This window comes from Afipia felis ATCC 53690, from assembly GCF_000314735.2.
Taxonomy (GTDB): domain Bacteria; phylum Pseudomonadota; class Alphaproteobacteria; order Rhizobiales; family Xanthobacteraceae; genus Afipia; species Afipia felis.
On record NZ_KB375270.1, the window covers coordinates 354428 to 374891 of the forward strand.

Here is a 20464-nt window from a genome sequence, read left to right on the forward strand (position 1 = left end):
GTTCACACAGGGACGACGGGATCGCTGATGGCGCGGACAATCAGACATCTTCTCGTTCATGGCCGGGTGCAGGGGGTCGGTTTCCGCGCCTGGGCGCAGGACACCGCCGACCGGCTTGGCGTGGAGGGCTGGGTCCGCAACAGGCGGGGCGGCGAGGTCGAGATGGTGGTGGCCGGCTCAGTGCAGGCCGTTGCCGCGATGGCCGAGGCCTGCCGCCAGGGGCCGTCCTTTGCCCGGGTCGCCCGTGTCGAGGAACGGGACGCGCAGGAGGGCGAACTGATGGCTCGCGGTGAGGAAAGGGGCTTCGCCGGCCTGCCGACGATTTAGGAACAGCTTACCGAAAACCGACAGGCCGCTTGTCAAGTTACCGCGAAACATCTAGCACTGGCGCGGTATTCCCTTATTTATTGGGCCATCGTGGGCACCCTTCCGCTGATTACGCCTGGCTTCCGTCGCATCCGGGCAAGCATTGCCTGCTGGCTCGATGACATCGAGACCGGCTGGTCCATTCCGGCGTTCATCCTGGGCTTCGTCGCGCTCTCGACGCTGATTTTAAGCATCGCCTACATCAGCAGCAATTTGCACATGGACGTCCTCGAGACGTGGTCCGTGGGGCGAACCTGGGCCTGGGGGTTTTGGAAACACCCGCCGCTGATGGGGTGGATGGCTCATAGCTGGATGGATGTGTTTCCGCTGACGGACTGGTCGTTCTGTCTGCTGGCGATGGCCAATGCAGGACTGGCGCTGTTTGCCGTGGATCTGATCGCGCGCCGTTTCGTGCGTGGCGACAAGCGGGCCGTCATCCTGCTGCTGCTGCTTTTGATGCCGGTCTATCAATTCCATGCCGAGAAGTTCAACGCCAACACCGTACTGCTCGCGGTCTGGCCGCTGGCGACCTACTGCTTCCTGCGCTCGTTCGAGGAACGCACGGCGGGCTGGGCTGCCGCGACCGGCTTTTTGTGCGCGGTTGCGATGCTCGGCAAATATTATTCGATCTTTCTCCTGCTCGGATTTGTGATCGCCGCCATTCTTCATCCCGACCGCATGCGGTATCTGCGCTCCAAGGCACCGTGGATTTCGCTGGTGTGCGGGCTGATCGGGATCGCGCCGCACGTCTATTGGCTGTGGCAGAACAATTTCGGGCCGTTTCATTATGCGATGCATATGCACGTCAAGCACGACGTTCATTCGTTCAAGGGCGTCGTGCTTTTCGCATTGACCAATATTGCCTACCTGCTGCTGCCCGTGGTCAGCCTTGCCGTCATGTTGCGTTCGCAATTGCGCGAATGGGGAAGGAATCTCAAGACACTTCCCTCCGGGCTGCTGCTGTTGTTTCTGGTGTTCGCGGCGAGTTTCCTGTCGCCGATGCTGACGGTCCTTGTTCTCGCCAGCGATTTGCCGACGACATGGCATTTCCAGGGACTGTTCTTCGTCATCCTGATAGCTGTCTGTGCCTTGCGTTTTGAGATTCCCCGCATCGAGACGGTTAATCTTGCGACCCTGGTCGGATCCCTGTTTCTGTGCGCACTGCTCGCGTCGCCGGTGTACGCGCTTTACCGGAACGTCAGGCCCAATGAGAGCGGTCGCGACTTTTACCGGGGCGCTTCCGACGTGCTGACGGCTGCATGGCATGAGGCCTACGGGACGCGGCTCGAACGCGTCAGCGGCGAAGATGGGCTTGCCTTCGCCACGGCGTTCTACAGCCCGGATCATCCCGTCTACAGCCGTCCTTTTGCTTACCAGCACGAATGGGGCATGCCGAGAAACAGTACTTTCGCAAAGGGCTGGAGCGCTCTTTGCTTTGAAGGCGAGGCCGGCTGCGTGGAGTGGATGGCGAGGGTCGTGCAGGCCGCTCCCCGCGCGCGTCAGTGGACCTTCCCGGTGCACCTCTCTTTGTGGGGAATTCGCGGGGCGACGCGTAACGTGACGGCCATCATGGTTGCACCTCTTGCGAAGCCGGAAGAAGAGAGCGCACCGGCGGAACGGCTTGACGAGGTCGGTGCGCGCAAGCGGACCGACTGATCACGCAGCGAGAACGATCTTGCGGAACGCGGCCGAAATGGCGCGCAGCGCCGCGAGCTGCGTGGCGTCGCTCACACGCGAATAGAGCATGACTTTCGACTTGCCGAGCTTTGGCAGCTTATAGGTCGTACCGATATCGATCAGTCCGGGCGGGGCGATGCGACGGGCAAGCGGCGCCGCGCCGAGGCCTGCTTCGGCCGCCGCAACGACGGCGGTGACGCCGCCGCCGATGAACGTTTCCGTCCACGGCAGTTTCGCCTTGTCGAGCGCGCGCACCGCAAGGGCGCGAACGCCGCAGGACGGCGCGAGTGTTGCGATGGGGAGTCGTTCCCCGACAGCCCATTTGAACGCCGGCGCGGCGAACCAGCCGAATTCATCCTCGGTCAGCTTTTCGCCGCCGCGATGGCTTCCTTCCGGCCGCACGATCACCGCGTCGAGCGTCCCGGCATCGAAGGCATCGAGCAGGTCGTGCGAAAAACCGATCTGCACGGTGATGGTGAGTGACGACGAGAGCGACCGTAGCCGCTCCATGATGGGCACGAGTTCGGGACCGGCGGCGTGATCGCTGAAGCCGAGTGCTAGCTGCTTGCGCGCAGCCTGCGCGCCGTTCAACGCGCGGTCATGAGCATCGATCAGAGCCTGCGCGTCCTTCCTGAACGTGATGCCGTCCGCTGTCAGCCGGACGGCACGGGGCGAGCGTTCGACGAGGCGCCTGCCGAGCGTCGCCTCCAGCCGCTGCAGTTTCATGGAGACCGCGGCCTGCGTGGTGCCGAGCACTTCGGCTGCGCGGGTGAAATTCTGCAGGTCCGCCACCAGCAGGAAGGCCTGAACGGTTTCGATGTCGAGCGTGCTCATGGCATAATCAATTTATGTTATCATTGATATCAAGAATGATAAGATACCAAAATCATGGTCGCGGGTCTAGCTTGCTTCTGTCAGCAAGGCAGTATTTCAAGGAGACAGACCATGCCCCTCATCACCGTTCAGTATTCATCCACCAAGGAGGTTCCTCCGGCAAAGGCGGAGATCGCCGCAGCCGTGAGCGAGTTGTCGTCGAACATCCTGCACAAGGATCCGAAGGTTACCGCGATCATCGTGCAGGCGGTCGAGGCGTCTGACTGGTTCGCCGGCGGCCGTTCGCTCGCCGAACAGAAACTCTCGAGCGTCTGGCTCGATATCCACATCACCGACGGCACCAACAGCAAGGACGAGAAGGCCGAGTTCATCGCGGCGACGTTCAAGAGGTTCGGCGAACTGCTGGGGTCGCTGCACACCGAAAGCTATGTGCACGTGCACGAAGTGCGCGCGGACGCTTATGGTTTCGGCGGACTGACGCAGGAGCGGCGCTACATCGCGAAGAAACTATGGATTCCGCCGTATCAGCTCGCGGTGTGACTACGTCATTACTGACATGTCCAATATTCGGGAAAGCCGATGGCTTTCCCGAATATTTTGCGATTCTGGATTGCTCTTGCACCGGTATGCGTTTGGAGTAGATCATCTCATCCACCGTCAATTGGAGTCTTGTTATGTTCAGCCACATCATGGTCGGTTCGAATAACATCGAAGCGGCGAAGAAATTCTATGACGCGATCTTCACCGCAGCCGGTGGAACGGCCGGGACCGTCGATGCAAAGGGCCGCGTCGCCTATACCGACGGCAACGTCCGATTCCTGATCACCAAGCCGATCAACGGCCAGCCGGCGACCTTTGCCAATGGCGGCACCATCGGCCTGAGCATCAAGAGCCCGGCTCTGGTCGATGCATGGCACGCGGCCGGCGTTGCGAACGGTGGCACCACCGCTGAAAATCCTCCGGGCGTTCGCGAGTCGGGCGGCAAGAAGGTGTACCTCGCCTATATGCGCGATCCCGACGGCAACAAGCTCTGTGCCCGGTCGTCTTACCCCGGCTAAAGACCGCGACGATCAATCCGCCGCTTCGGGCAGGGCCGGTTCGAGGGCGCCGAACACGTCCTCGAACGCCTGCCGGAGCGCGATATCGACATCATGCATGGTCACCGGCAGGCCGAGATCGGCAAGGCTGGTGACGCCGTAGCGCGGGTCTTCGATCCCGCACGGCACGATGCCGGTGAAATGCGACAGCTCCGGTTCGACGTTGATGGCGATGCCGTGCAGCGACACCCAGCGTTTCAGCCGGACGCCGATCGCGGCGATCTTGTCCTCATAGCCTTCGCCCTTCTCGGGCCGCTTCACCCAGACGCCAACGCGGTCTTCCCGCCGTTCGCCGTGCACATTGAAGGCGGCGAGCGTCGCGATGATGAGCTGTTCAAGATTGGCGACGTAGGCACGTACGTCCGGCCGCCGCCGCTTCAGATCCAGCATCAGGTAGACCACGCGCTGGCCGGGACCGTGATAGGTGAACTGGCCGCCGCGGCCGGTGGCGAACACTGGGAAACGGGCGTCGACGAGATCGCCCGGCCGGGCGCTGGTGCCGGACGTATAAAGAGGGGGATGCTCCAGGAGCCAGACGAGCTCCGGTGCGGTACCCTCGGCGATCGCCGCCGCTCGCGCCTCCATGATCGCGAGCGCCTCCTCGTAATCGACCAGCGAATCCGTCACCCGCCATTCGACGGCGGCGCCGGCCGCGGCAGAAAACGGTGATGAGGCAAGGGTATCGCGAAAATTAACCATCTGTTCACCATAGCGTGGTGATCTGGAAAAAGCAGTCTTTCCGGGTCAGGTACAGTGGCGACAATCGATAACGTTTCCGTCGATCTCATGGTGGTTCTTGGGACCACCAGGATGCCTATTCATCAGGTCATGCGGTTGAGCCGCGGGGCCATCATCGAACTTGATGCCACCGAGCAGGACGAGGTCAAGGTTCTGGCCAACAACCTGCCGATCGCGTCTGGGGCGGTGATCGTCAACCGCAACCGGATCGCCGTCGAGGTGAAGCGGATGTTGCCGAAAACGGCCGACCAGCGTTAGGGCGGGAGGGCTTCGGGCCTCGCCCAGCGGGTCGTTTTCGCAAGAAAGCCCCGGTTTTAAAGGCATAACAAGAAAGATGCGGGGCTGTGGGCCGAAGCTCTGTAAGCCCTTGTTTCTGAATGATCCATTTGTTACATCGGCGCCGTGACAGGGTCGATCCGGCCCGCCGGGGCCATGTTCCGGAATAGTCGCAAAGCGCTCGTGGCGGAATTGGTAGACGCGCTGCCTTGAGGTGGCAGTGAGTAAAATCGTGGGGGTTCGAGTCCCTCCGAGCGCACCAGCCCGAAATTCCCATTGATTTAACTGGTATTTTCCTGCTTTCGCCCTCACTTGGTGATGGGCGGGGAATTGTTCCGATTCGGCCTGCGGAAGCTGGCCGGATTGCCGTTAGCAGCAGGCACAGCATGACCGGTTTTAAGATTCTCGAATTGCGTATCGGCCGTGCCGCACCACTCGGTGCGTCAGGCGCACTCAGCGCCATCGAGAAGCACAAGGTCGAGGGTGCGCTCGCGGCGGGTCCTCTCGGTCTCGATGGAGACGAGCAGGCAGACAGAAAGCATCATGGCGGGCCGGACAAGGCGATCCACGCCTACGCGGTGTCGCATTTGCCGGGCTGGGCGAATGAATTGCCTGCGCAGGCAGAACGTTTCCGCCCCGGTGCGTTTGGAGAAAATCTCGTCATCGGTGGTGCGAGTGAAGCCGACATCTGTCTCGGCGATCGCTGGCGCATCGGCTCAACGCTGGTCGAAGTCAGTCAAGGCCGCCAGCCGTGCTGGAAACTGAACTGGCGTTTCGAGGTGCCCGACATGGCGCGCCGCGTGCAGGAGAGTGGACGCACCGGCTGGTACTTTCGGGTGATCGAGCCGGGAGTCATTGCGGCGGGAGATCGGGGCACACTGGTGACGCGGCCGCATGCTGCGTGGACGCTCACCCGCACATCGCATCTGCTTTATCACGACCGGATGAATCGTCCGGCGCTGGCCGAACTCGCGAAGTTACCGGGCCTGCCGGAGAACTTGGCGACGTCTGGCGGAAGCGCGGCTGTCTTCAGGCCAGACGGAGGACTGGTCGCGCCGCCTCGGTACGTCAGTGTAGTGCGCCGATTTCTGCGTTTAGACTTTGTTAACCAACACGGCGCAGCCTGCTCTCAGATGGCGGTGGAATCGGAACTTGAGCCGACAGCCGCATGAGAGAGCCGCACGGCGTAGTGCCCGGGCGGCTCTGTCATTTTCAAAAATCCGAGGATGAGGCACGGCTCACGCAGGCGATAGCAAGGTGGCCGCGCGGGCACGAGGTGTTTCCTCATGCCCGCGCGAAGTGCTTGTCAGAGCGCCAGTGCCCGTCCGTCGCTGCGCGGATCGTGCGCACCGGTGATCGTGCCGTCCGCGTCGATCTTGATCGCGCCGGGATGGCCCGCGAGCTGGCTTTGCGCCGGAATCGCGCTGATCTCGTGTCCGCGCGCGGCAAGCTCCTTGAACACGGCATCTCCGGCATCCTGCTCAAGCTTCAGGCTGTCGCGTGTGTCGGAGAAGGTCTTGCCGAGCAGGAAGCGCGGCCTCGCGAGCGCAGTCAGCGGGTCCATGTTGTAGTCGATGAGGCGAGTCAGGATGGCGGTGAGTGTCTGCGGCTGACCGTCGGCGCCTTGCGTGCCGTAGAGAATCCGCGGCTTACCGTCCTTGAGATAGATGCCCGGATTGAGCGTGTGGAACGGCCGCTTGCCGGGCTCCAGCCGGTTCGGACTCTTGGGGTCGATCCGGAACGAGGCGCCGCGATTGTGCCAGAGAATGCCGGTGTCGCCGGCGACAAAACCGCTGCCCCAATCATAATAGACTGTCTGCAGCATGCTGACGCAGTTGCCTTGAGGATCGGTCGCGCCGATGTAGACGGTATCGGCCTTCTTGAAGACATGCGGCCAGGGTGCCGCTTTGGCCATGTCGATCGCCTTGGCGTGGGCGTCGAGGTTCTCCTTCGAGAGCAGGAAGTTCACCGGCACGTCGACGAATTCCGGATCGCCGATGAGGTTACGGTCGATGAAGGCCGGTTTCACGGCCTCGACCATCAGATGGTAGTGGTCCGCGCTGCCCTCGGGATATTTTGAGAGATCGAAACGGTCGAGAATGCCCATGATCTCGAGCGTGGTGATGCCTTGCGTGGGCGGCCGGATGCCCAATAGCTCGCCGCCACGATATTTGACGCGAAGCGGGGCTTCGTCCCGCGCTCTGGTGCGCGCGAGGTCAGTCGCCGTGAGGGGAGAGCCCATGGCCTTGAGACCCGCGGCGACACGTTCGGCAAGCTTGCCTTCGTAGAAATCACGGCCGCCGTTCTTCGCGAGCATCTCCAGCGAATCTGCAAGTTGCGGCTGGACGAGCTTCTCGCCGACTTCGGGGATTTTCCCGTTCGGCATGAAGATGCGCTGGATGTCCGGCCAGTCCTTGAGGTTCTTTTCCTCGAAGCTCTGCCAGAATTTCTGCGACGGGGTGACAGGAAAACCATTGCGCGCGTATTCGATCGGACGCTTGAACAAAGACTCCCAGCTTTGTTTGCCGCCCCATGCCTTGCGGCTGAAATCGAAAGCCTGATCCCAGGTGTCGACGGCGGCCGCCGTGGTGAGCGCGGATTGCGGACCGCGGATCGGAATCGATCCCTTGTAGTCGGGAGGATTGGCCGCGGCCTGTCCGATACCGGAGAGTGTGCGCACGTTGCCGTTGCGGTCGCTGAGAACCATGAAGGAGTCGCCGCCGAGACCGCAGAAATGCGGGTAGGTGACGGACAGCGTCGCGGCGATGGCGATCGCGGCTTCGATGGCGTTGCCGCCGTTCTGCAAAACTTCGAGGCCCGCGCGCGTCGCGAGTTCGTGCGGACTCGTCACCATGCCTTTCGTTGAGCGTGCAAGGGCGGAGGGATCGGCTGCGGCCCAGGCCATTGTCGGCATGGCAGACGCGGCAGCGAGTGCGGCGGAGCCGAGCAATGCATCTCTGCGGGTGAGTGAAAAAGGCTTGTCGGCGAAAGGATGATGACTGGACATAGTTGTTTCCTCGACGTTCCTTGTGCGCTCGCTGTCAGCGTGTTGCTGAAACGGCATCTCGCTCAGGAGACATGCGAACTGTAGGTTCGGCGAGTCATTGCGTAAAGCGGTGCACGCTTTGCTGCGTTGTCGCAGACAGCTAGGAATTTTCTGATTCACCTGCGCTTGCAGCTAGGAATTTTCTGAGCTGCTTGCGCGTGCCGCTGCCGAAGAGGATCGCAACATTCAGTGCAGCGGGCCTTGCGACGCAATCTCGGCGCGTTGTGGCGCGGCCGGTCAATCATTCAGCCGCGAATGCGGGCTTCTGACGCGTTCTCTTGAGAGTGTGGGCTGAATCGACCGTGCCATGGTTTTGGTCGGCTATGCGAAGCATGATGCTGAGCGCGTCATTGATGACTTGCTCGTCACGCTCGACTGCAAACACGACGTAGGCCGGCATGAAGAACTCCGGCGCATCTTCGACTATATGAAGCTTGCCGTCCTTCACAAATGGCCAGACCATCCGGGCCGGAAAATAGCCCGCACCTCCGGTCTTCAAAATATGCTGCAACCCCAGCCAGCCTATGTTTGCAACGAGCGATGATCCGGTGAAATCCGGAAAGCACGTGTTGTGGCGGGTATAGAACTCAGGACCCCAGTCGACATACACGTAATCGGATTGCGGGTGTGGCGGTCTGTCCGGTGAACTTGCAACCATCACCAGACGTTCTTCGAACAATTGCTGAATTTTAAGTCCGGGTCGGCTTTGCGGCGTATACATCACTCCGATGTCGAGGCGTCCCTCGATCAGACCCTGCATGATCTCGGGCTCGATTCCGCTTTCTGCCCGAATGGAAATCGCCGGATTGCAGCGCTGCATCTCAGGCAGCCATTCCAGCAGAAACTCCTCCCACAACCCGATGCGGCCACCGATCGCGAGCGACCCGCTAAATCCCGGCGGCAGCCCGACATCATGCCGTGCAAGTTCGAGTGTCCGGACAAGAGTTGAGGCGTGGCGCTGGAATTGGCGGCCAGCTGCCGTGAGGGTCGTGCCTGCTTTATTGCGTACAAAAAGAGCGCATCCGAGGTGCTCTTCGAGTGCATGAATGCGGGTGCTCACCGTGGACTGGCTCACGTGGAGATGTTCTGCCGCGTTGACGAAGCTTCCGGACGTGACGACGGTGAGAAAGGTTCGTGCGAGTTCGGTATCCATTGTCGGCTCGTTTGATTGGTGCTCCGCTCATTCACGGACAATAGGAATAATTTGTCAAAGCGATTTGCTGATCAAATGATAGTTCGGCGTTATTTCGCCGCACGATGTAATCGGGCGGGCGAATTCGCCTTATTGATGAGAGAGGCCAGAACGCCTTCAGCTCCTCCCGGGTTTTCAATAAATCCCCTGTTTACAAGGCAGTTTCGTCCCTCGGAATTTCATATCGGAAATCCTGATGGCTGCCGTCGACATTATTCGTTTGTCAAAGATGTTTCCGAAAACGGAAATATTCGCTGACTCGAAGCTAAGCAATGAATGCGATCGAGTGACGTCCCATGGGAGGGGATAATGGCTGTTGCAACGAATACACCGGAGACTTACTCGAAGGCGTGGCTACCTTTTCTGGATCGAACGAGAACTATCGCAAGGCCGGGTTATAGCCGCTGGATGATTCCGCCGGCAGCGCTTTGCGTTCATCTATGTATCGGTCAGGCCTATGCGTTCAGCGTGTTCAACCTGCCGATGACCAAGCTGCTTGGCGTCACCCAGTCCGCTCCGGGTGACTGGAAATTGACTGAACTCGGTTGGATCTTTTCCATCGCCATGCTGTTCCTCGGCATTTCCTCGGCGGTGTTCGGCCGATGGGTCGAGGAGGGTGGCCCACGTAAGGCCATGTTCACGGCAGCGATTTGCTGGGCGAGCGGCTTCCTGATCTCCGCGCTTGGCGTCCATCTGCATACGCTCTGGCTGATCTATCTAGGCTATGGCGTGATCGGAGGCTGTGCGCTCGGCATCGGCTACATTTCTCCGGTTTCGACGCTGATGAAATGGTTTCCGGATCGTCCCGGCATGGCGACGGGTATGGCAATCATGGGCTTCGGTGGCGGCGCGATGATCGCTTCGCCACTATCGGTCTGGCTGATGGGCAAGTTTCATACAGCGACCGATGTTGGTGTGTTCAATACCTTCATCGTCCTTGGCTGCGTCTACTTCTTCTTCATGATGATGGGCGCGCTGATCGTGCGCGTGCCGGCCGAGGGCTGGAAGCCGGAGGGGTTCGTTCCCGAGGCGGTCGCCAGCAAAAAGCTCGTCACGACGAACCATGTGTTTGTGTACGACGCGATCAAGACGCCGCAGTTCTGGCTGGTGTGGACCGTGTTGTTCCTCAACACCACGGCGGGTATCGGTGTGCTCGGTCAGGCATCGGCGATGAGTCAGGAAATGTTCCCAGGCCATATCACCCCGATTGCCGCAGCCGGTCTCGTCGGCCTGATGAGCCTGTTCAACATGGGCGGCCGTTTTTCGTGGGCGTCGCTGTCGGACTATATCGGACGCAGGAATACTTACTTCGTGTTCATGTGCCTCGGCTTTGTGCTGTACATTACCGTGCCTTATGCGGGCGGCAGCGGCAACGTCGTCCTGTTCGTCTGCTGCTTCCTCGTCATCGTGTCGATGTACGGGGGCGGGTTCTCGACCGTTCCTGCCTATCTGCGTGACCTGTTCGGTACGCGGTATGTCGGCGCCATCCACGGCATCCTGCTCACCGCCTGGTCGGCGGCGGGTGTCGCGGGTCCGGTGCTGGTCAATTACATCCGCGAGTACAACGTCACTCATGGCGTGCCGAAGGCGCAGGCCTACAACACCACCATGTACATCATGGCCGGATTGCTGGTGATCGGCTTCATCGCCAATGCTTGCGTCAAGGCCGTGGATAAAAAATATCACATGAAGAACGCCACGAGCGCCGATCAGACGGCTCCCGAAGGCGTGCCTGCAAGCGTTTAAACGTCCACCAGCAGATGCGAGCGACCCGGATCAGTTCGCTCGCATCTGTGCCAATCATCGTTACGCACTCAATCAATCATCAATGCCGATAAAGGGATTTGACATGCAGCAGACCGAAACCAAAACCAGTCCCATTTCGCTGATATTGGCGTGGGGTTTCGTGGGAATTCCTCTCCTTGCCGGCGTCAGCCAGACGCTGGTCAATGCAATGAAGCTCTTTTACTGAAGGAGGTGTCGAAGCCGCGCGAACTCGCGTCTTCAAGTACCTGATGCAGTGTTTCTACCCCAGGACTGACCAACCCCACCGTGGGTTGGTCTTTTTGTATGTACGGGACGGAATGCACGGGCCGTGGTGCGCCGTCATTCCTCTCATCGGTCGGGTGGTCCTTGCAGCGCGATCTCGGCGCCTTGCGCGCGGGCGATCGTGGCGAGCATGCAGCCTTCGCAATAACGGCGATCCTTATAGTCGATCCAGTTGTGCGCGAAGATGCGATCACTCGGAATGCCGTAGCGTGCCTGCAGCACGCGGACGAGAATCCGCCACGCCTCGATCTGCGCCTCTGTCACCGGCTTGCGGACGTTGGGATAGTTGCCCGTGAATTCGACGCCGATCGAATTGTTATTCGGCGTGAGGCGGAAGGTCTCGCGGTTGTCGATGAACTTGTCGTCGTTGCGATTGCCGCCGAGCCGCACATGCTTGGGCGTCGCCCATTCGCCGACGGCCCAGTAGACGGTGCCGTCCGTTTCCACCCAGATTGTCGCGCCGCGCCCTTCTGGGTTTTTCGTTTGACGTAAAGCGTTGCGAAGGGCCGAGCCGGGCGGACCTTCGCTCTGGTGCACGACGACGTTGTGCCAGAGGTTTGCGTCCGCGCGATCGCCCCACGGCACCAGCCAGACGATGTTGAGGCCGGGGATGTCCGGCGTGCCGCTTTGACGCGCGAGGGTTTCCAGAGACGGAGCGGGTTCAGACAACGAAGCAGACTGTGCCGCGAGTGGCGAACTCCCGGCGATGAGACATGCAATTATCAGAACGAAGCGAACCACCAGGCTCCATCCGGCAAGAGTGACCTTATGGAAAGCCTAATGACAGCAAGGGGTCGGCGATAGATGCATGCAGGACACAGCCGGTGGAAAAATCCGGCTTGAACAACATAGCTCCGGCTGCGCTTTACTCTCGCGGCAGGGCCGAGGCTGCCTTGAGATAGGGCGATTTCGGTTCGTCCTCGCTGAACTGAAATGAAGCGGCGGACAACGACAGAAGGGCTGCGGCCGCGTCCTGCGCACGGGCGTCGGCATGCATGTTCCACCACAGCGCGCTGATGTCGCCCTTGCGCGATGTCTGGATCATCGCAGGAACGGTAGCCATTGCAGCGGTCTTGTTCGCGGCACGGACCGGCTGGGGCGCGAAGCGAAAGCGCATGCCGTCGGCAGTTGCCTGCACCGGCTCGACCGGATGCAGGTGCCATTGCCACGGTGCGGTCGGCGTCTTCGGCATGTCCTTCGTTGCTGGTACGACATGGACGATGCGATAGCCGCGTGCTTTCAACTCGCGCAGAATGTTCGGCAATGCCTTTTCGGTGCGTGCCTGAATGTCGTGCAGCAGCAGTACGCCGCGACCCTTCGCCTCGAGGCGGCTGATCGCGAGTTGCGTGACGCGCGCGGGCGAGATGCGGTGCCAGTCGTCGGCGGGGAAGTCCGCGCTCCAGGTCTGGATGCCTTTGGAGGTCAGATAATCTTCCACTTCGCTTGAGCGGAGCAGGCCGGGTATGCGCAGGAACGGTGCGACCTGCGCGGGATCTCCGAGCGCTGCGGCGGTCGAGGCGATGCCTTCGTTGATCTCGGCCTCGTTCTCTTCGATCGACATCCGGTTCATGCGCAGCGGATGATGCTGGGTGTGGGTGCCGATGGTGTGACCGGCGTCACGCACTTCGCGCACCATCTGCGGGTAGGCGTTCGCCATCTGGCCGACGATAAAGAAGGTCGCCTTGACGCATTGCGCGGCGAGGATGTCGAGGATCGGCTTGGTGTGTTTCGGCAGCGGACCGTCGTCGAAGGTCAGCACCACCTCATGGTCATTGAGTGGCAGCGTCTCCGGATATTGCATGGTGCCGATGCGCGGATGCTCAGTGGGGTCGACCACCAGCGTGCGCGAGGTGCCGAGCGCATCGGGATGGCCAGGGCATTCGGCGGCATGCGCGAACGGCGTGGCAGATAATACGAGCAGGGTGGCGGAGCAGAGGACAAGAGAGCGCATGGAATTGCCGTAGCGGATTTGCGAGAGTCGGAACAGGGTGGATGGCCTCTATGAAGGGCAGGTTAATTGGTGGCGTTGCCTGTGGACGTCATGGAACCTGTGTCGCCCGCGGGTACCACATGCACCACCTTGTAGCCGTTCTGTTTCAGATAGCGCAGGAAGCCAGGCAGCATCGCGGCGGTTTGCGATTTGATGTCGTGCAGCAGGATTATGCCCTTGCGGGCATGCGCAAGGCGCGTCGTCAATAAGTCGAGTTCCTGCTCGGGCGTCATCTTCAGCCAGTCGCTCGCCCACAAGTCTGCGCCGAATACGACGGCCCCGCGTTTCTCCATCTCGTCCAGCAGCGCGGGCGTCGAGGCGAAGTACGGAAACCTGAACAGCCGAACGGCACCGGGCTTTGCCGGGCCGAGAGCTGCGGCCTCGGCAGCGAACCCCTTGTCGATGTCGGCGAGCGCCTTCGCCTTGTCGAGGTGGTTCAGCATCGGGTGCGACCATGTGTGGTTGCCGATGCTGTGGCCCTGCCGGACCATGGCTTTCAGCATCTGGGGAGAGGCCTCGGCGTTGCGGCCGATCACGAAGAAAGTCGCCTGCACGCATTCGGCCGAAAGGGCGGCGAGCACCTTGCCGGTGGTGGCGGGCAACGGGCCGTCGTCGAACGTCAGCACCACTTCCTTGTCGTTGAGCGGCAGGGTCTGCGGAAAGCTCTTCAAGCCGACACGCGGTGTGGTTTTGACGTCGACCGTAATGGTGCGCGCAGTGCCGAGCGCGTCGGGCCGGGGGCAGGTTGCTGCATGCACATCGCCGCAGACCGTCATCAGTCCGACGATCAAACAGGCGCTGAGGGCGGTTTTCATGTGAAAGCACCGGAAAGGCGGATCGGCCCCCGACATGCGCGGATGCGCTGTTCCCGGGCCGCGGCCATGGCGTATTGCGGCGGAGGCTCAGGCGCAATGGACGATTTGGCTATGCATGGCCGACCTGCCGGCGCCGGGGCGTAAGCCTCACTTCGGCGGTAATTTAACCTCGCCTTAACCATAAATGGCCGACCATGGGCGACCCTGAATTCCTCATGGGATGGCAGATGAAGCGCTTGCGACTGAAAGCGGACGGACGGATCGTCGAGGTGGTCGACGGTCAGGAGGCGCCGTTTGTCGCGGGACCTGCTTCCACTATCGATTCCGAGACGGGTGTCACGCCGCATGTTCGCGAGTTGCGGCTGCGGGCCAAGCTGACGCAGGCCGAATTCGCCACCAAACTGTGCGTACCGATCGAGACCATTCGCAACTGGGAGCAGGGCAAGCGTTCGCCGCGCGGCCCCGCGCGTGCGCTTCTGGCCGTGATCGCCCATGCGCCGGACATGGTGTTCGCCGCGCTTGCAGCCAACGGTCCGCGCAACTGATCGCGAATTGCGTTCCTGCGGGAGCGCCCCCACATTTCTGTCGTGTGCGCGAAGTTGCAGGAGCCGTCATGCAATTCGTCGAAGCAGGTGGAGTGCGGATACCGATCCTGGGGCTCGGCACCTGGGAAATGGAAGGGCGCGATTGTTCGCGCGCGGTGGAGCAGGCGCTACGGCTCGGCTATCGCCTGATCGATACGGCGCAGATTTATGAGAACGAGCGCGAGGTCGGCGAGGGTGTGCGTCTCTCCGGCGTGCCGCGCAACGAAGTCTTCCTGATTACGAAAGTATGGACTACGCATTTCGCGCCGAACGAACTGGTGCGCTCGGTCAAGGACAGTGTGTCGCGGTTGAGGTCGGAAATCGACCTGCTGCTGCTGCACTGGCCGAACCCGCAGGTGCCGCTCGCGGAGACTCTCGGCGCGATGGCGCGGGTCAAGGAGCTTGGCCTCACGCGCCATATTGGTCTGTCGAATTTCACCGTGGCGTTGATGGAGCAGGCGATTGCGCTGAGCCCGGAGCCGCTGGTGTGCGATCAGGTCGAGTACCATCCCTATCTCGACCAGACCAAGGTGATCGAGGCGTGCCGCACGCATGATCTTGCGATGATCGCCTATAGTCCGATTGCGAAGGGACGCATCAAGGGAGACGCGACGCTTATCGAGATCGGCCGACGTTACGGCAAAACCCCCGCGCAAGTCTGCCTGCGCTGGCTGATCCAGCAGGACATCGTCGCTATTCCGCGCACGTCAAAGGTCGAGCGTTTGTCGGAAAATATTGACGTGTTCGATTTTACCCTCAGCGATCACGACATGGCGGCGCTGTTCGCGATGGGCTCAAAGGAAGGGCGCATCACCGATTTCGGCTTCGCGCCTCAATGGGATTAGAAAAAGCCATCACCGTAAAAAGAATTTAGACAGCCGCGCCCAAATGGCTATAAGCGGGCGATGGTCCATATCGCCTCGAAGATCTTCGGACTTCTCATCACGCCGTCCAACTTTGTCGCGTTGATCTGTCTGATCGGCGTGGCGCTGTCGCTCACGCGATGGAGGACGGCGGGAGTCCGTATCGGCACTTTAGGAATTTTGTTGTTGCTGGTGTGCGGCTACTCGCCGCTCGGGAATGTATTGCTGCTGCCATTATCGGAACGCTTTCCTGCATGGGCCGAAGAAGGGCGTGCGCCTGACGGCATCATCGTGCTCGGCGGCGCGATCAGTCCGGACCTCACTGCGATCCGTGGCGCGCCGGAAATCAATTCGTCTGCCGAGCGGATGACCGCCGCCGCCACGCTCGCGCGGCGTTTTCCGAATGCAAAGATCGTGTTGAGCGGCGGCAATGCCAACCCGTTTCATCCGCTTTCGACGGAAGCGGAGGTTGAACGGCAGTTTCTCGAAAAGCTCGGCGTTGCGGATGAGCGGATTGTGACGGAAGGACGCTCGCGTACCACTTACGAGAACGCAGCATTCACGCGTCCGCTCATTCATCCCGCGCCTGGCGAGCGGTGGCTGCTGGTGACATCGGCCTATCACATGCCACGCGCAATGGGTGTTTTCCGCGCGCAAGGTCTCAACCTGGAAGCCTATCCGGTCGATTGGCGCACGCGCGGCTGGGCCGATGCAAAACGCCCGTTTCTCACATTGAGCGGCGGATTGGGACGACTCGACACTGCGGTTCACGAATGGGTCGGCCTGATCGGCTACAGGCTCACCGGGCGAACCCAAGAATTGTTTCCCGCACCGTAACGATATCCGCGCCGCCCTAGGCTACAAAACTCAATCCTGTCGCGGCAACCCGAGACGGTAGACACCGCGAAAATCATTGGGATCGACAGGCTTGCCGTGACGATAGATCACGAGCCGTCCGGATTGCGCGAGTGCGATCGCGGTGCGGCGGATCGGTGTAAGCAATGCGTGCCAGTCGCCTCCCTCGGCAATGGCGTGGGCGATCTCGGGTGCGCCGAGCGTTTTGCGCCCGGCGTGAGCGAGCGTTGCGAGGATGGCGTCTTCGAGCGGAAGGGCAGATGCGGACGCAGCGGAGGCAGGCGAATCGGATGTGAACATGACCTTGCCTTGCCGTATCGCGTCGTCGTGAGCAAGGGCCAGGCGTGTCGATGGATTGGATGTTGGAGTGTGCGAGGGCGCGTGGCACACTCGCGGCACAGCAGCACACGGGTTTCACATGGGTCTGACGCTTTACATCGGCAACAAGAACTATTCGTCGTGGTCGTTTCGTCCGTGGCTCGCGATGAAGGCCGCGAACATCGCCTTTGAGGAGGTGGTGATCCCGCTTTATACGGGAACGACTGACAAGCAGCGCATTCTCGATGTTTCGCCCGCCGGAAAGGTGCCGGTGCTGACCGATGGTGACGTCACGGTTTGGGATTCGATCGCAATCATCGAATACCTCGCCGAGAAATTTCCCGGCGCGCAGCTCTGGCCGCAGGATCCGGCCTCGCGCGCGCATGCCCGCGCCATCAGCGCGGAGATGCACGGCGGCTTCGGTGCGTTGCGCCGGGAATGCGGCATGAATATCCATCGTCCGCGCCGCGCCAAGGAATTGTCGGAGGAGGCGAGGGAGAACATCGCTCGCGTTCAGGAGATCTGGACGGACTGCCGCAAGCATTACGGACGGACGGGGCCGTTTTTGTTTGGAGCCTTCACCGCCGCGGACGCGATGTATGCCCCGGTGGTGCACCGATTTCGGACCTACGCTATCGACGCTTCCCCGCCGGTACAGGAGTACATGGAGGCGATGCTGGCCTATCCTCCCTTTGCGGAGTGGACCGCGCAGGCGCTGGCAGAAACCCTCGTGATCGACCGTTTCGAGACTGATTAGTGGCGGGAACCGCGCAAGGGAAACACCTGCCGTTTTTCCAAGGCATTGAAATACCAGCAGAATACCGTACGACCCGCCGGATGCACCTTGCCGACCGCAGCCATTCCCAAGCCGGTTCCGTTTACTTATCTTACTGAAAAGATTGCAATATTGACGTACTTGCCATGCGTCCTCCGGCTGGCAAAAAATGCACCTGCATGCTATACAATTTCCAGTCATCAGAACCTGCCGCCGACTTTTTTAGGGCGGCAGTTTGCGTTTCGAGTGATGGAGCAGAGCGTTGAAGCACAAGTTCGGCATCGGAGAGACTGTCTATTTCACGGCCAGCAACGTATCGCGTCCCGCGGCGAGCGGCACCTATGAAGTAATCCGCTTGCTTCCGACCGACGGCGACGACTGCCAGTATCGCATCAAAAGCTCGACCGAGGCGTTCGAGCGCGTGGCGCGCGAAAGCCAGCTCGCAGGCGTTTGATTTCTGTTTCCGGGGCCGCACCTGCGGCCCCGTTTCGTGCCCGGTGCGTTTTCCCGCAAAGCGGGACAGTAGAGGTAACCGCGGATGAACCGGGCTTTCGCCGCCAACCTTTCCGATTTCTGGCATTCGTCGAACCTGCCGATGGTGATCCTCCTCGCCGCGGTGGTGCTGTTCGCGATGGCCTTCATCATTGCACTGGTCCGCACCAGGCGGCCGCTCGCGATCGGTGCCGTGGTGGTGATCGTGTTGTTGGCTGTAGGGCTGGTCGCAACGGGGCTGATGCAGGACTCCGCTGCCCGGCAAAAATCCGTCGCTGTCGCGGCTTCGACGGATTTTGCAGCGTCTCCCGCACTGGCATGTCTGGATGAACTGGCGGGAGAGGTCGTCGCGGCGGGCTGCGAACGCGCCGTGTTTGCCTCGGCCGAGGCAACCGCAGCCGCCGTTTCCTACACGGCGGCGCAGATGTCCCGTCTTGAATCCTACGGCGATGTGGCGGCAGCTGACCGGGCGATGACACCGACGTTGCGCGCCTTGCGCCGCGCCGTGGAGCGCGATCGTTTCGGCATGGTCGCCCATGTGCTTGCGACGCGGGACGAGTGCACGCTGTCGAAATGCACGTTCTTCGCGTCTCTCACCAACACCGCGCAGATCGCCAACAATATGAACGAGCGCGTCTATGATGCCCTCGTAGCCAAGCATGCGGCTGCATGGGGCCAGATCGTGCCTCCGTCTTCATCTTCCGCTGTGCCGTCTGCAGCAGCCTTGGTGCCGGGCGAACCGGAACGGCCGACAGGAAAACCTGTCTCAGGTGACTTCCCGAGTTCGGCGTCGATCCCGCCGATCAGCATCATGGCTCCGGAGCCTGCGACAGCCTCGGTTCCGGCGAAACCTGCCGAACCTGCGCACGCGGCGCCCAGAGCGGCTGCACCGAAGGCGGCCGCCAAGAAACCGGCTCCCTCGCACCCGCGTTCGCTGACGCCACCTGCAGCCGCTGCGCCATCGGCTCCGGCCGCACCACAGGCTCCTGCCGCCGAGAATAACAGGTAAAACTCGCAGCCAGACGTTGCGAGGGTGGGGCCATCGGACCTATTTCCAAAAGCCATGCCGTTACATCTGGTTAAACTCTCCGTCGGTGCGACGTCGTTTCGCGATTTAAAGGATTGGATCGACGAGCGCGCCAAAGCCAATCGCGCCAAAGGCAAGCAGGTTCGCCATGTCCATGTGACGCGGATGACGCCGAAGCGTGACACCGAGTTGCTCGACGGCGGTTCGATCTACTGGGTCATCAAGGGTGAGATCGCTGCGCGGCAGAAGCTGGTTGCGATCGAGCCGTTTCGCGACAAGGACGGCATCGGGCGCTGCCGGCTGGTGATGGAAACCAAGCTCATCCCGGTGTCGCCGCGACCGATGCGTGCGTTCCAGGGCTGGCGTTATCTCGATGCGAAAAGCGCGCCGCCGGATCTGCGCGGCTCGCCGCAGGATCTGGCTGACATGCCGGAGCCGATGCGCAAGGAATTGCGCGAACTGGGATTGCTCTGAGCAGCCCGCGTCTCAGATTTTCATATTGTCGATCAGTCGCGTGGTGCCGATGGTCGCCGCCGCGAGCAGGCGCGCGGGTGCGTCTCCGATCTGGGTGAGTGGCGCGAGTGTCTCGGCGTGTCGCGCTTCAAGATAGTCGAGCTTGAATCCGGCGTCGGCAATCAGCTTCGAGCCGGCGTCGAGTGTCGTCGCAAAGTCCTCGCCCTGCCGCAACCGCCGCACCACATCCTTCATCGCGCGGTGCAATGCAGGCGCGGCTTTACGCTGGTCTGGCGACAGATAGAGGTTGCGTGAGGACATCGCGAGGCCGTCGCGCTCGCGCATGATCGGTGCGCCGACGATGCGCGCCCCGAGATTGAGATCGCGCGCCATCTGCGTCACCACCTTCAACTGCTGGTAGTCCTTCTCGCCGAAGATCGCGACGTCCGGTCGGACCTGCGCGAGCAGCTTGGCCACCACGGTGGCGACACCGCCGAAGAAATGTGGGCGAAAGCGGTCTTCCAGTCCGGACGTTGCCGGGCCGTCGACCTGGACACGAGTGACGAAACCGTCCGGATACATCAGCTTGCCGTCCGGATTCCAGATCAGGTCGACGCCCTCAGTGGCGAGTTTCGCCGCGTCGGCCTTCCAGGTGCGCGGGTAGGAGCCGAAGTCCTCGTGCGGTGCAAATTGCGTCGGGTTCACGAAGATTGAGACGACGACCTTGTCGGCGCGACGCTTAGCCAGCCGGACCAGTGAAATATGACCGTCATGTAGCGCGCCCATGGTGGGCACAAGCGCGACAGTGGCCCGGCGCTTGCGCAGGTTTTCAAGCGTTCGCTGCAAGGCGGGCAGGGTGCGGGTAACGGCAGGAGACTGAGGCATTTTCACCGACACAGGAATAGGAACGGGTCACGTGGCCGGTATCCGGCGCTGCTTTGGTTGCGATTTACGCGTTTTGCTCAATCGTAGCCCATCGCGATTTGAAGATATCCACAAAGGGAACGCAATGCTTTT

23 protein-coding genes, 1 tRNA gene and 1 pseudogene are annotated in these 20464 nt (G+C 61.3%); 16 read left to right on the top strand and 9 right to left on the bottom strand.

The features are described from left to right. Positions 1 to 27: 27 nt before the first annotated feature. On the top strand, positions 28 to 327 hold the full coding sequence (locus HMPREF9697_RS01845; RefSeq protein ID WP_002715441.1) for an acylphosphatase: 300 nt from the start codon (positions 28 to 30) through the stop codon (positions 325 to 327). A gap of 90 nt (positions 328 to 417) precedes the next feature. After that, positions 418 to 2022: a glycosyltransferase family 39 protein gene (locus tag HMPREF9697_RS01850; protein WP_002715442.1), complete on the top strand. Its 1605-nt coding sequence runs from the start codon at positions 418 to 420 to the stop codon at positions 2020 to 2022. Here HMPREF9697_RS01850 and HMPREF9697_RS01855 read toward each other — a convergent pair whose 3' ends face one another. Then, positions 2023 to 2877 carry a LysR family transcriptional regulator gene (locus tag HMPREF9697_RS01855; protein WP_002715443.1) on the bottom strand — a complete coding sequence of 285 codons (855 nt, stop codon included), beginning with the start codon at positions 2875 to 2877 and terminating at the stop codon, positions 2023 to 2025. Positions 2878 to 2988: 111 nt separating this feature from the next. On the opposite strand from HMPREF9697_RS01855, the gene HMPREF9697_RS01860 reads away from it, so the two are divergent. Both HMPREF9697_RS01860 and HMPREF9697_RS01865 read left to right on the top strand, forming a co-directional pair. Continuing rightward, positions 2989 to 3417, top strand: coding sequence for a tautomerase family protein (locus HMPREF9697_RS01860; protein ID WP_002715444.1), 429 nt, complete (start codon positions 2989 to 2991; stop codon positions 3415 to 3417). A 134-nt stretch (positions 3418 to 3551) separates the two neighbouring features. Beyond that, positions 3552 to 3935 carry a VOC family protein gene (locus HMPREF9697_RS01865; protein WP_002715445.1) on the top strand — a complete coding sequence of 128 codons (384 nt, stop codon included), beginning with the start codon at positions 3552 to 3554 and terminating at the stop codon, positions 3933 to 3935. Between the two features lie 12 nt (positions 3936 to 3947). Here the strand turns inward: HMPREF9697_RS01865 and lipB are convergent, their stop codons facing one another. Beyond that, positions 3948 to 4673, bottom strand: a complete 726-nt coding sequence (gene lipB, locus HMPREF9697_RS01870; RefSeq protein ID WP_002715446.1) for a lipoyl(octanoyl) transferase LipB — start codon at positions 4671 to 4673, stop codon at positions 3948 to 3950. 54 nt (positions 4674 to 4727) lie between these two features. Here lipB and HMPREF9697_RS01875 point away from each other — a divergent pair, with 54 nt between their 5' ends. The 3 genes and pseudogenes from HMPREF9697_RS01875 to HMPREF9697_RS01885 all read left to right on the top strand — a co-directional run bounded on the left by HMPREF9697_RS01875 (position 4728) and on the right by HMPREF9697_RS01885 (position 6065). After that, positions 4728 to 4970: a FliM/FliN family flagellar motor switch protein gene (locus HMPREF9697_RS01875; RefSeq protein WP_040307770.1), complete on the top strand. Its 243-nt coding sequence runs from the start codon at positions 4728 to 4730 to the stop codon at positions 4968 to 4970. Between the two features lie 195 nt (positions 4971 to 5165). Then, positions 5166 to 5250 (top strand) — tRNA-Leu (locus HMPREF9697_RS01880). A 124-nt stretch (positions 5251 to 5374) separates the two neighbouring features. Continuing rightward, positions 5375 to 6065: pseudogene (locus HMPREF9697_RS01885) on the top strand (MOSC domain-containing protein). A gap of 229 nt (positions 6066 to 6294) precedes the next feature. Here HMPREF9697_RS01885 and ggt read toward each other — a convergent pair. Together ggt and HMPREF9697_RS01895 are read right to left on the bottom strand one after the other, a co-directional pair. Then, positions 6295 to 7902 carry a gamma-glutamyltransferase gene (ggt, locus tag HMPREF9697_RS01890; protein WP_210161933.1) on the bottom strand — a complete coding sequence of 536 codons (1608 nt, stop codon included), beginning with the start codon at positions 7900 to 7902 and terminating at the stop codon, positions 6295 to 6297. A 373-nt stretch (positions 7903 to 8275) separates the two neighbouring features. Next, the gene (locus tag HMPREF9697_RS01895) at positions 8276 to 9187 is read right to left on the bottom strand and encodes a LysR family transcriptional regulator (protein ID WP_002715450.1); all 912 of its coding nucleotides are present in this window, start codon (positions 9185 to 9187) and stop codon (positions 8276 to 8278) included. Between the two features lie 348 nt (positions 9188 to 9535). Here HMPREF9697_RS01895 and HMPREF9697_RS01900 point away from each other — a divergent pair, with 348 nt between their 5' ends. Together HMPREF9697_RS01900 and HMPREF9697_RS21625 are read left to right on the top strand one after the other, a co-directional pair. Beyond that, a complete protein-coding gene (locus HMPREF9697_RS01900) occupies positions 9536 to 10972 on the top strand; it encodes an L-lactate MFS transporter (RefSeq protein ID WP_002715451.1) in 1437 nt (478 codons plus the stop codon). Between the two features lie 103 nt (positions 10973 to 11075). Next, a complete protein-coding gene (locus HMPREF9697_RS21625; RefSeq protein WP_002715452.1) occupies positions 11076 to 11198 on the top strand; it encodes an MFS transporter small subunit in 123 nt (40 codons plus the stop codon). Between the two features lie 143 nt (positions 11199 to 11341). Here the strand turns inward: HMPREF9697_RS21625 and HMPREF9697_RS01905 are convergent, their stop codons facing one another. The 3 genes from HMPREF9697_RS01905 to HMPREF9697_RS01915 form a co-directional block, all read right to left on the bottom strand. Then, positions 11342 to 12016: a peptidoglycan recognition protein family protein gene (locus tag HMPREF9697_RS01905; protein WP_002715453.1), complete on the bottom strand. Its 675-nt coding sequence runs from the start codon at positions 12014 to 12016 to the stop codon at positions 11342 to 11344. A 124-nt stretch (positions 12017 to 12140) separates the two neighbouring features. Further along, positions 12141 to 13226 (bottom strand): polysaccharide deacetylase family protein, encoded by a 1086-nt coding sequence (locus HMPREF9697_RS01910; RefSeq protein ID WP_002715454.1) that lies wholly within the window; start codon positions 13224 to 13226, stop codon positions 12141 to 12143. A gap of 62 nt (positions 13227 to 13288) precedes the next feature. Then, the gene (locus tag HMPREF9697_RS01915) at positions 13289 to 14080 is read right to left on the bottom strand and encodes a polysaccharide deacetylase family protein (RefSeq protein WP_040307772.1); all 792 of its coding nucleotides are present in this window, start codon (positions 14078 to 14080) and stop codon (positions 13289 to 13291) included. Positions 14081 to 14307: 227 nt separating this feature from the next. On the opposite strand from HMPREF9697_RS01915, the gene HMPREF9697_RS01920 reads away from it, so the two are divergent. The 3 genes from HMPREF9697_RS01920 (at position 14308) to HMPREF9697_RS01930 (ending at position 16364) form a co-directional block, all read left to right on the top strand. Further along, complete coding sequence (locus tag HMPREF9697_RS01920; RefSeq protein ID WP_040308080.1) at positions 14308 to 14625, top strand: helix-turn-helix domain-containing protein; 318 nt, start codon at positions 14308 to 14310, stop codon at positions 14623 to 14625. A gap of 68 nt (positions 14626 to 14693) precedes the next feature. Further along, on the top strand, positions 14694 to 15509 hold the full coding sequence (locus HMPREF9697_RS01925; protein ID WP_002715457.1) for an aldo/keto reductase: 816 nt from the start codon (positions 14694 to 14696) through the stop codon (positions 15507 to 15509). Positions 15510 to 15569: 60 nt separating this feature from the next. After that, a complete protein-coding gene (locus tag HMPREF9697_RS01930) occupies positions 15570 to 16364 on the top strand; it encodes a YdcF family protein (protein ID WP_002715458.1) in 795 nt (264 codons plus the stop codon). A gap of 30 nt (positions 16365 to 16394) precedes the next feature. Here HMPREF9697_RS01930 and HMPREF9697_RS01935 read toward each other — a convergent pair whose 3' ends face one another. Further along, complete coding sequence (locus HMPREF9697_RS01935; protein ID WP_002715459.1) at positions 16395 to 16682, bottom strand: DUF3253 domain-containing protein; 288 nt, start codon at positions 16680 to 16682, stop codon at positions 16395 to 16397. A 118-nt stretch (positions 16683 to 16800) separates the two neighbouring features. Here HMPREF9697_RS01935 and HMPREF9697_RS01940 point away from each other — a divergent pair, with 118 nt between their 5' ends. The 4 genes from HMPREF9697_RS01940 to HMPREF9697_RS01955 all read left to right on the top strand — a co-directional run bounded on the left by HMPREF9697_RS01940 (position 16801) and on the right by HMPREF9697_RS01955 (position 19468). Then, positions 16801 to 17457 (top strand): glutathione S-transferase family protein, encoded by a 657-nt coding sequence (locus tag HMPREF9697_RS01940; protein WP_002715460.1) that lies wholly within the window; start codon positions 16801 to 16803, stop codon positions 17455 to 17457. Positions 17458 to 17737: 280 nt separating this feature from the next. Beyond that, positions 17738 to 17929, top strand: coding sequence for a hypothetical protein (locus HMPREF9697_RS01945; RefSeq protein WP_002715461.1), 192 nt, complete (start codon positions 17738 to 17740; stop codon positions 17927 to 17929). An 84-nt stretch (positions 17930 to 18013) separates the two neighbouring features. Further along, positions 18014 to 18976, top strand: a complete 963-nt coding sequence (locus HMPREF9697_RS01950) for a hypothetical protein (RefSeq protein ID WP_002715462.1) — start codon at positions 18014 to 18016, stop codon at positions 18974 to 18976. Between the two features lie 54 nt (positions 18977 to 19030). Next, on the top strand, positions 19031 to 19468 hold the full coding sequence (locus HMPREF9697_RS01955; RefSeq protein WP_002715463.1) for a DUF1489 family protein: 438 nt from the start codon (positions 19031 to 19033) through the stop codon (positions 19466 to 19468). A gap of 12 nt (positions 19469 to 19480) precedes the next feature. Here HMPREF9697_RS01955 and panC read toward each other — a convergent pair whose 3' ends face one another. Then, positions 19481 to 20332: a pantoate--beta-alanine ligase gene (panC, locus tag HMPREF9697_RS01960; protein WP_002715464.1), complete on the bottom strand. Its 852-nt coding sequence runs from the start codon at positions 20330 to 20332 to the stop codon at positions 19481 to 19483. Positions 20333 to 20464: the final 132 nt, after the last annotated feature.

Bases quoted from the DNA above. Each gene is read 5' to 3' on its own strand.
- HMPREF9697_RS01845 (WP_002715441.1), top strand. From the start codon at position 28: ATGGCGCGGACAATCAGACATCTTCTCGTTCATGGCCGGGTGCAGGGG.
- HMPREF9697_RS01855 (WP_002715443.1), bottom strand. From the start codon at position 2,877: ATGAGCACGCTCGACATCGAAACCGTTCAGGCCTTCCTGCTGGTGGCG.
- HMPREF9697_RS01860 (WP_002715444.1), top strand. From the start codon at position 2,989: ATGCCCCTCATCACCGTTCAGTATTCATCCACCAAGGAGGTTCCTCCG.
- HMPREF9697_RS01865 (WP_002715445.1), top strand. From the start codon at position 3,552: ATGTTCAGCCACATCATGGTCGGTTCGAATAACATCGAAGCGGCGAAG.
- lipB (WP_002715446.1), bottom strand. From the start codon at position 4,673: ATGGTTAATTTTCGCGATACCCTTGCCTCATCACCGTTTTCTGCCGCG.
- ggt (WP_210161933.1), bottom strand. From the start codon at position 7,902: ATGCCGACAATGGCCTGGGCCGCAGCCGATCCCTCCGCCCTTGCACGC.
- HMPREF9697_RS01895 (WP_002715450.1), bottom strand. From the start codon at position 9,187: ATGGATACCGAACTCGCACGAACCTTTCTCACCGTCGTCACGTCCGGA.
- HMPREF9697_RS01900 (WP_002715451.1), top strand. From the start codon at position 9,536: ATGGCTGTTGCAACGAATACACCGGAGACTTACTCGAAGGCGTGGCTA.
- HMPREF9697_RS21625 (WP_002715452.1), top strand. From the start codon at position 11,076: ATGCAGCAGACCGAAACCAAAACCAGTCCCATTTCGCTGATATTGGCG.
- HMPREF9697_RS01910 (WP_002715454.1), bottom strand. From the start codon at position 13,226: ATGCGCTCTCTTGTCCTCTGCTCCGCCACCCTGCTCGTATTATCTGCC.
- HMPREF9697_RS01915 (WP_040307772.1), bottom strand. From the start codon at position 14,080: ATGAAAACCGCCCTCAGCGCCTGTTTGATCGTCGGACTGATGACGGTC.
- HMPREF9697_RS01920 (WP_040308080.1), top strand. From the start codon at position 14,308: ATGAAGCGCTTGCGACTGAAAGCGGACGGACGGATCGTCGAGGTGGTC.
- HMPREF9697_RS01925 (WP_002715457.1), top strand. From the start codon at position 14,694: ATGCAATTCGTCGAAGCAGGTGGAGTGCGGATACCGATCCTGGGGCTC.
- HMPREF9697_RS01930 (WP_002715458.1), top strand. From the start codon at position 15,570: ATGGTCCATATCGCCTCGAAGATCTTCGGACTTCTCATCACGCCGTCC.
- HMPREF9697_RS01935 (WP_002715459.1), bottom strand. From the start codon at position 16,682: ATGTTCACATCCGATTCGCCTGCCTCCGCTGCGTCCGCATCTGCCCTT.
- HMPREF9697_RS01940 (WP_002715460.1), top strand. From the start codon at position 16,801: ATGGGTCTGACGCTTTACATCGGCAACAAGAACTATTCGTCGTGGTCG.
- HMPREF9697_RS01950 (WP_002715462.1), top strand. From the start codon at position 18,014: ATGAACCGGGCTTTCGCCGCCAACCTTTCCGATTTCTGGCATTCGTCG.
- HMPREF9697_RS01955 (WP_002715463.1), top strand. From the start codon at position 19,031: ATGCCGTTACATCTGGTTAAACTCTCCGTCGGTGCGACGTCGTTTCGC.
- panC (WP_002715464.1), bottom strand. From the start codon at position 20,332: ATGCCTCAGTCTCCTGCCGTTACCCGCACCCTGCCCGCCTTGCAGCGA.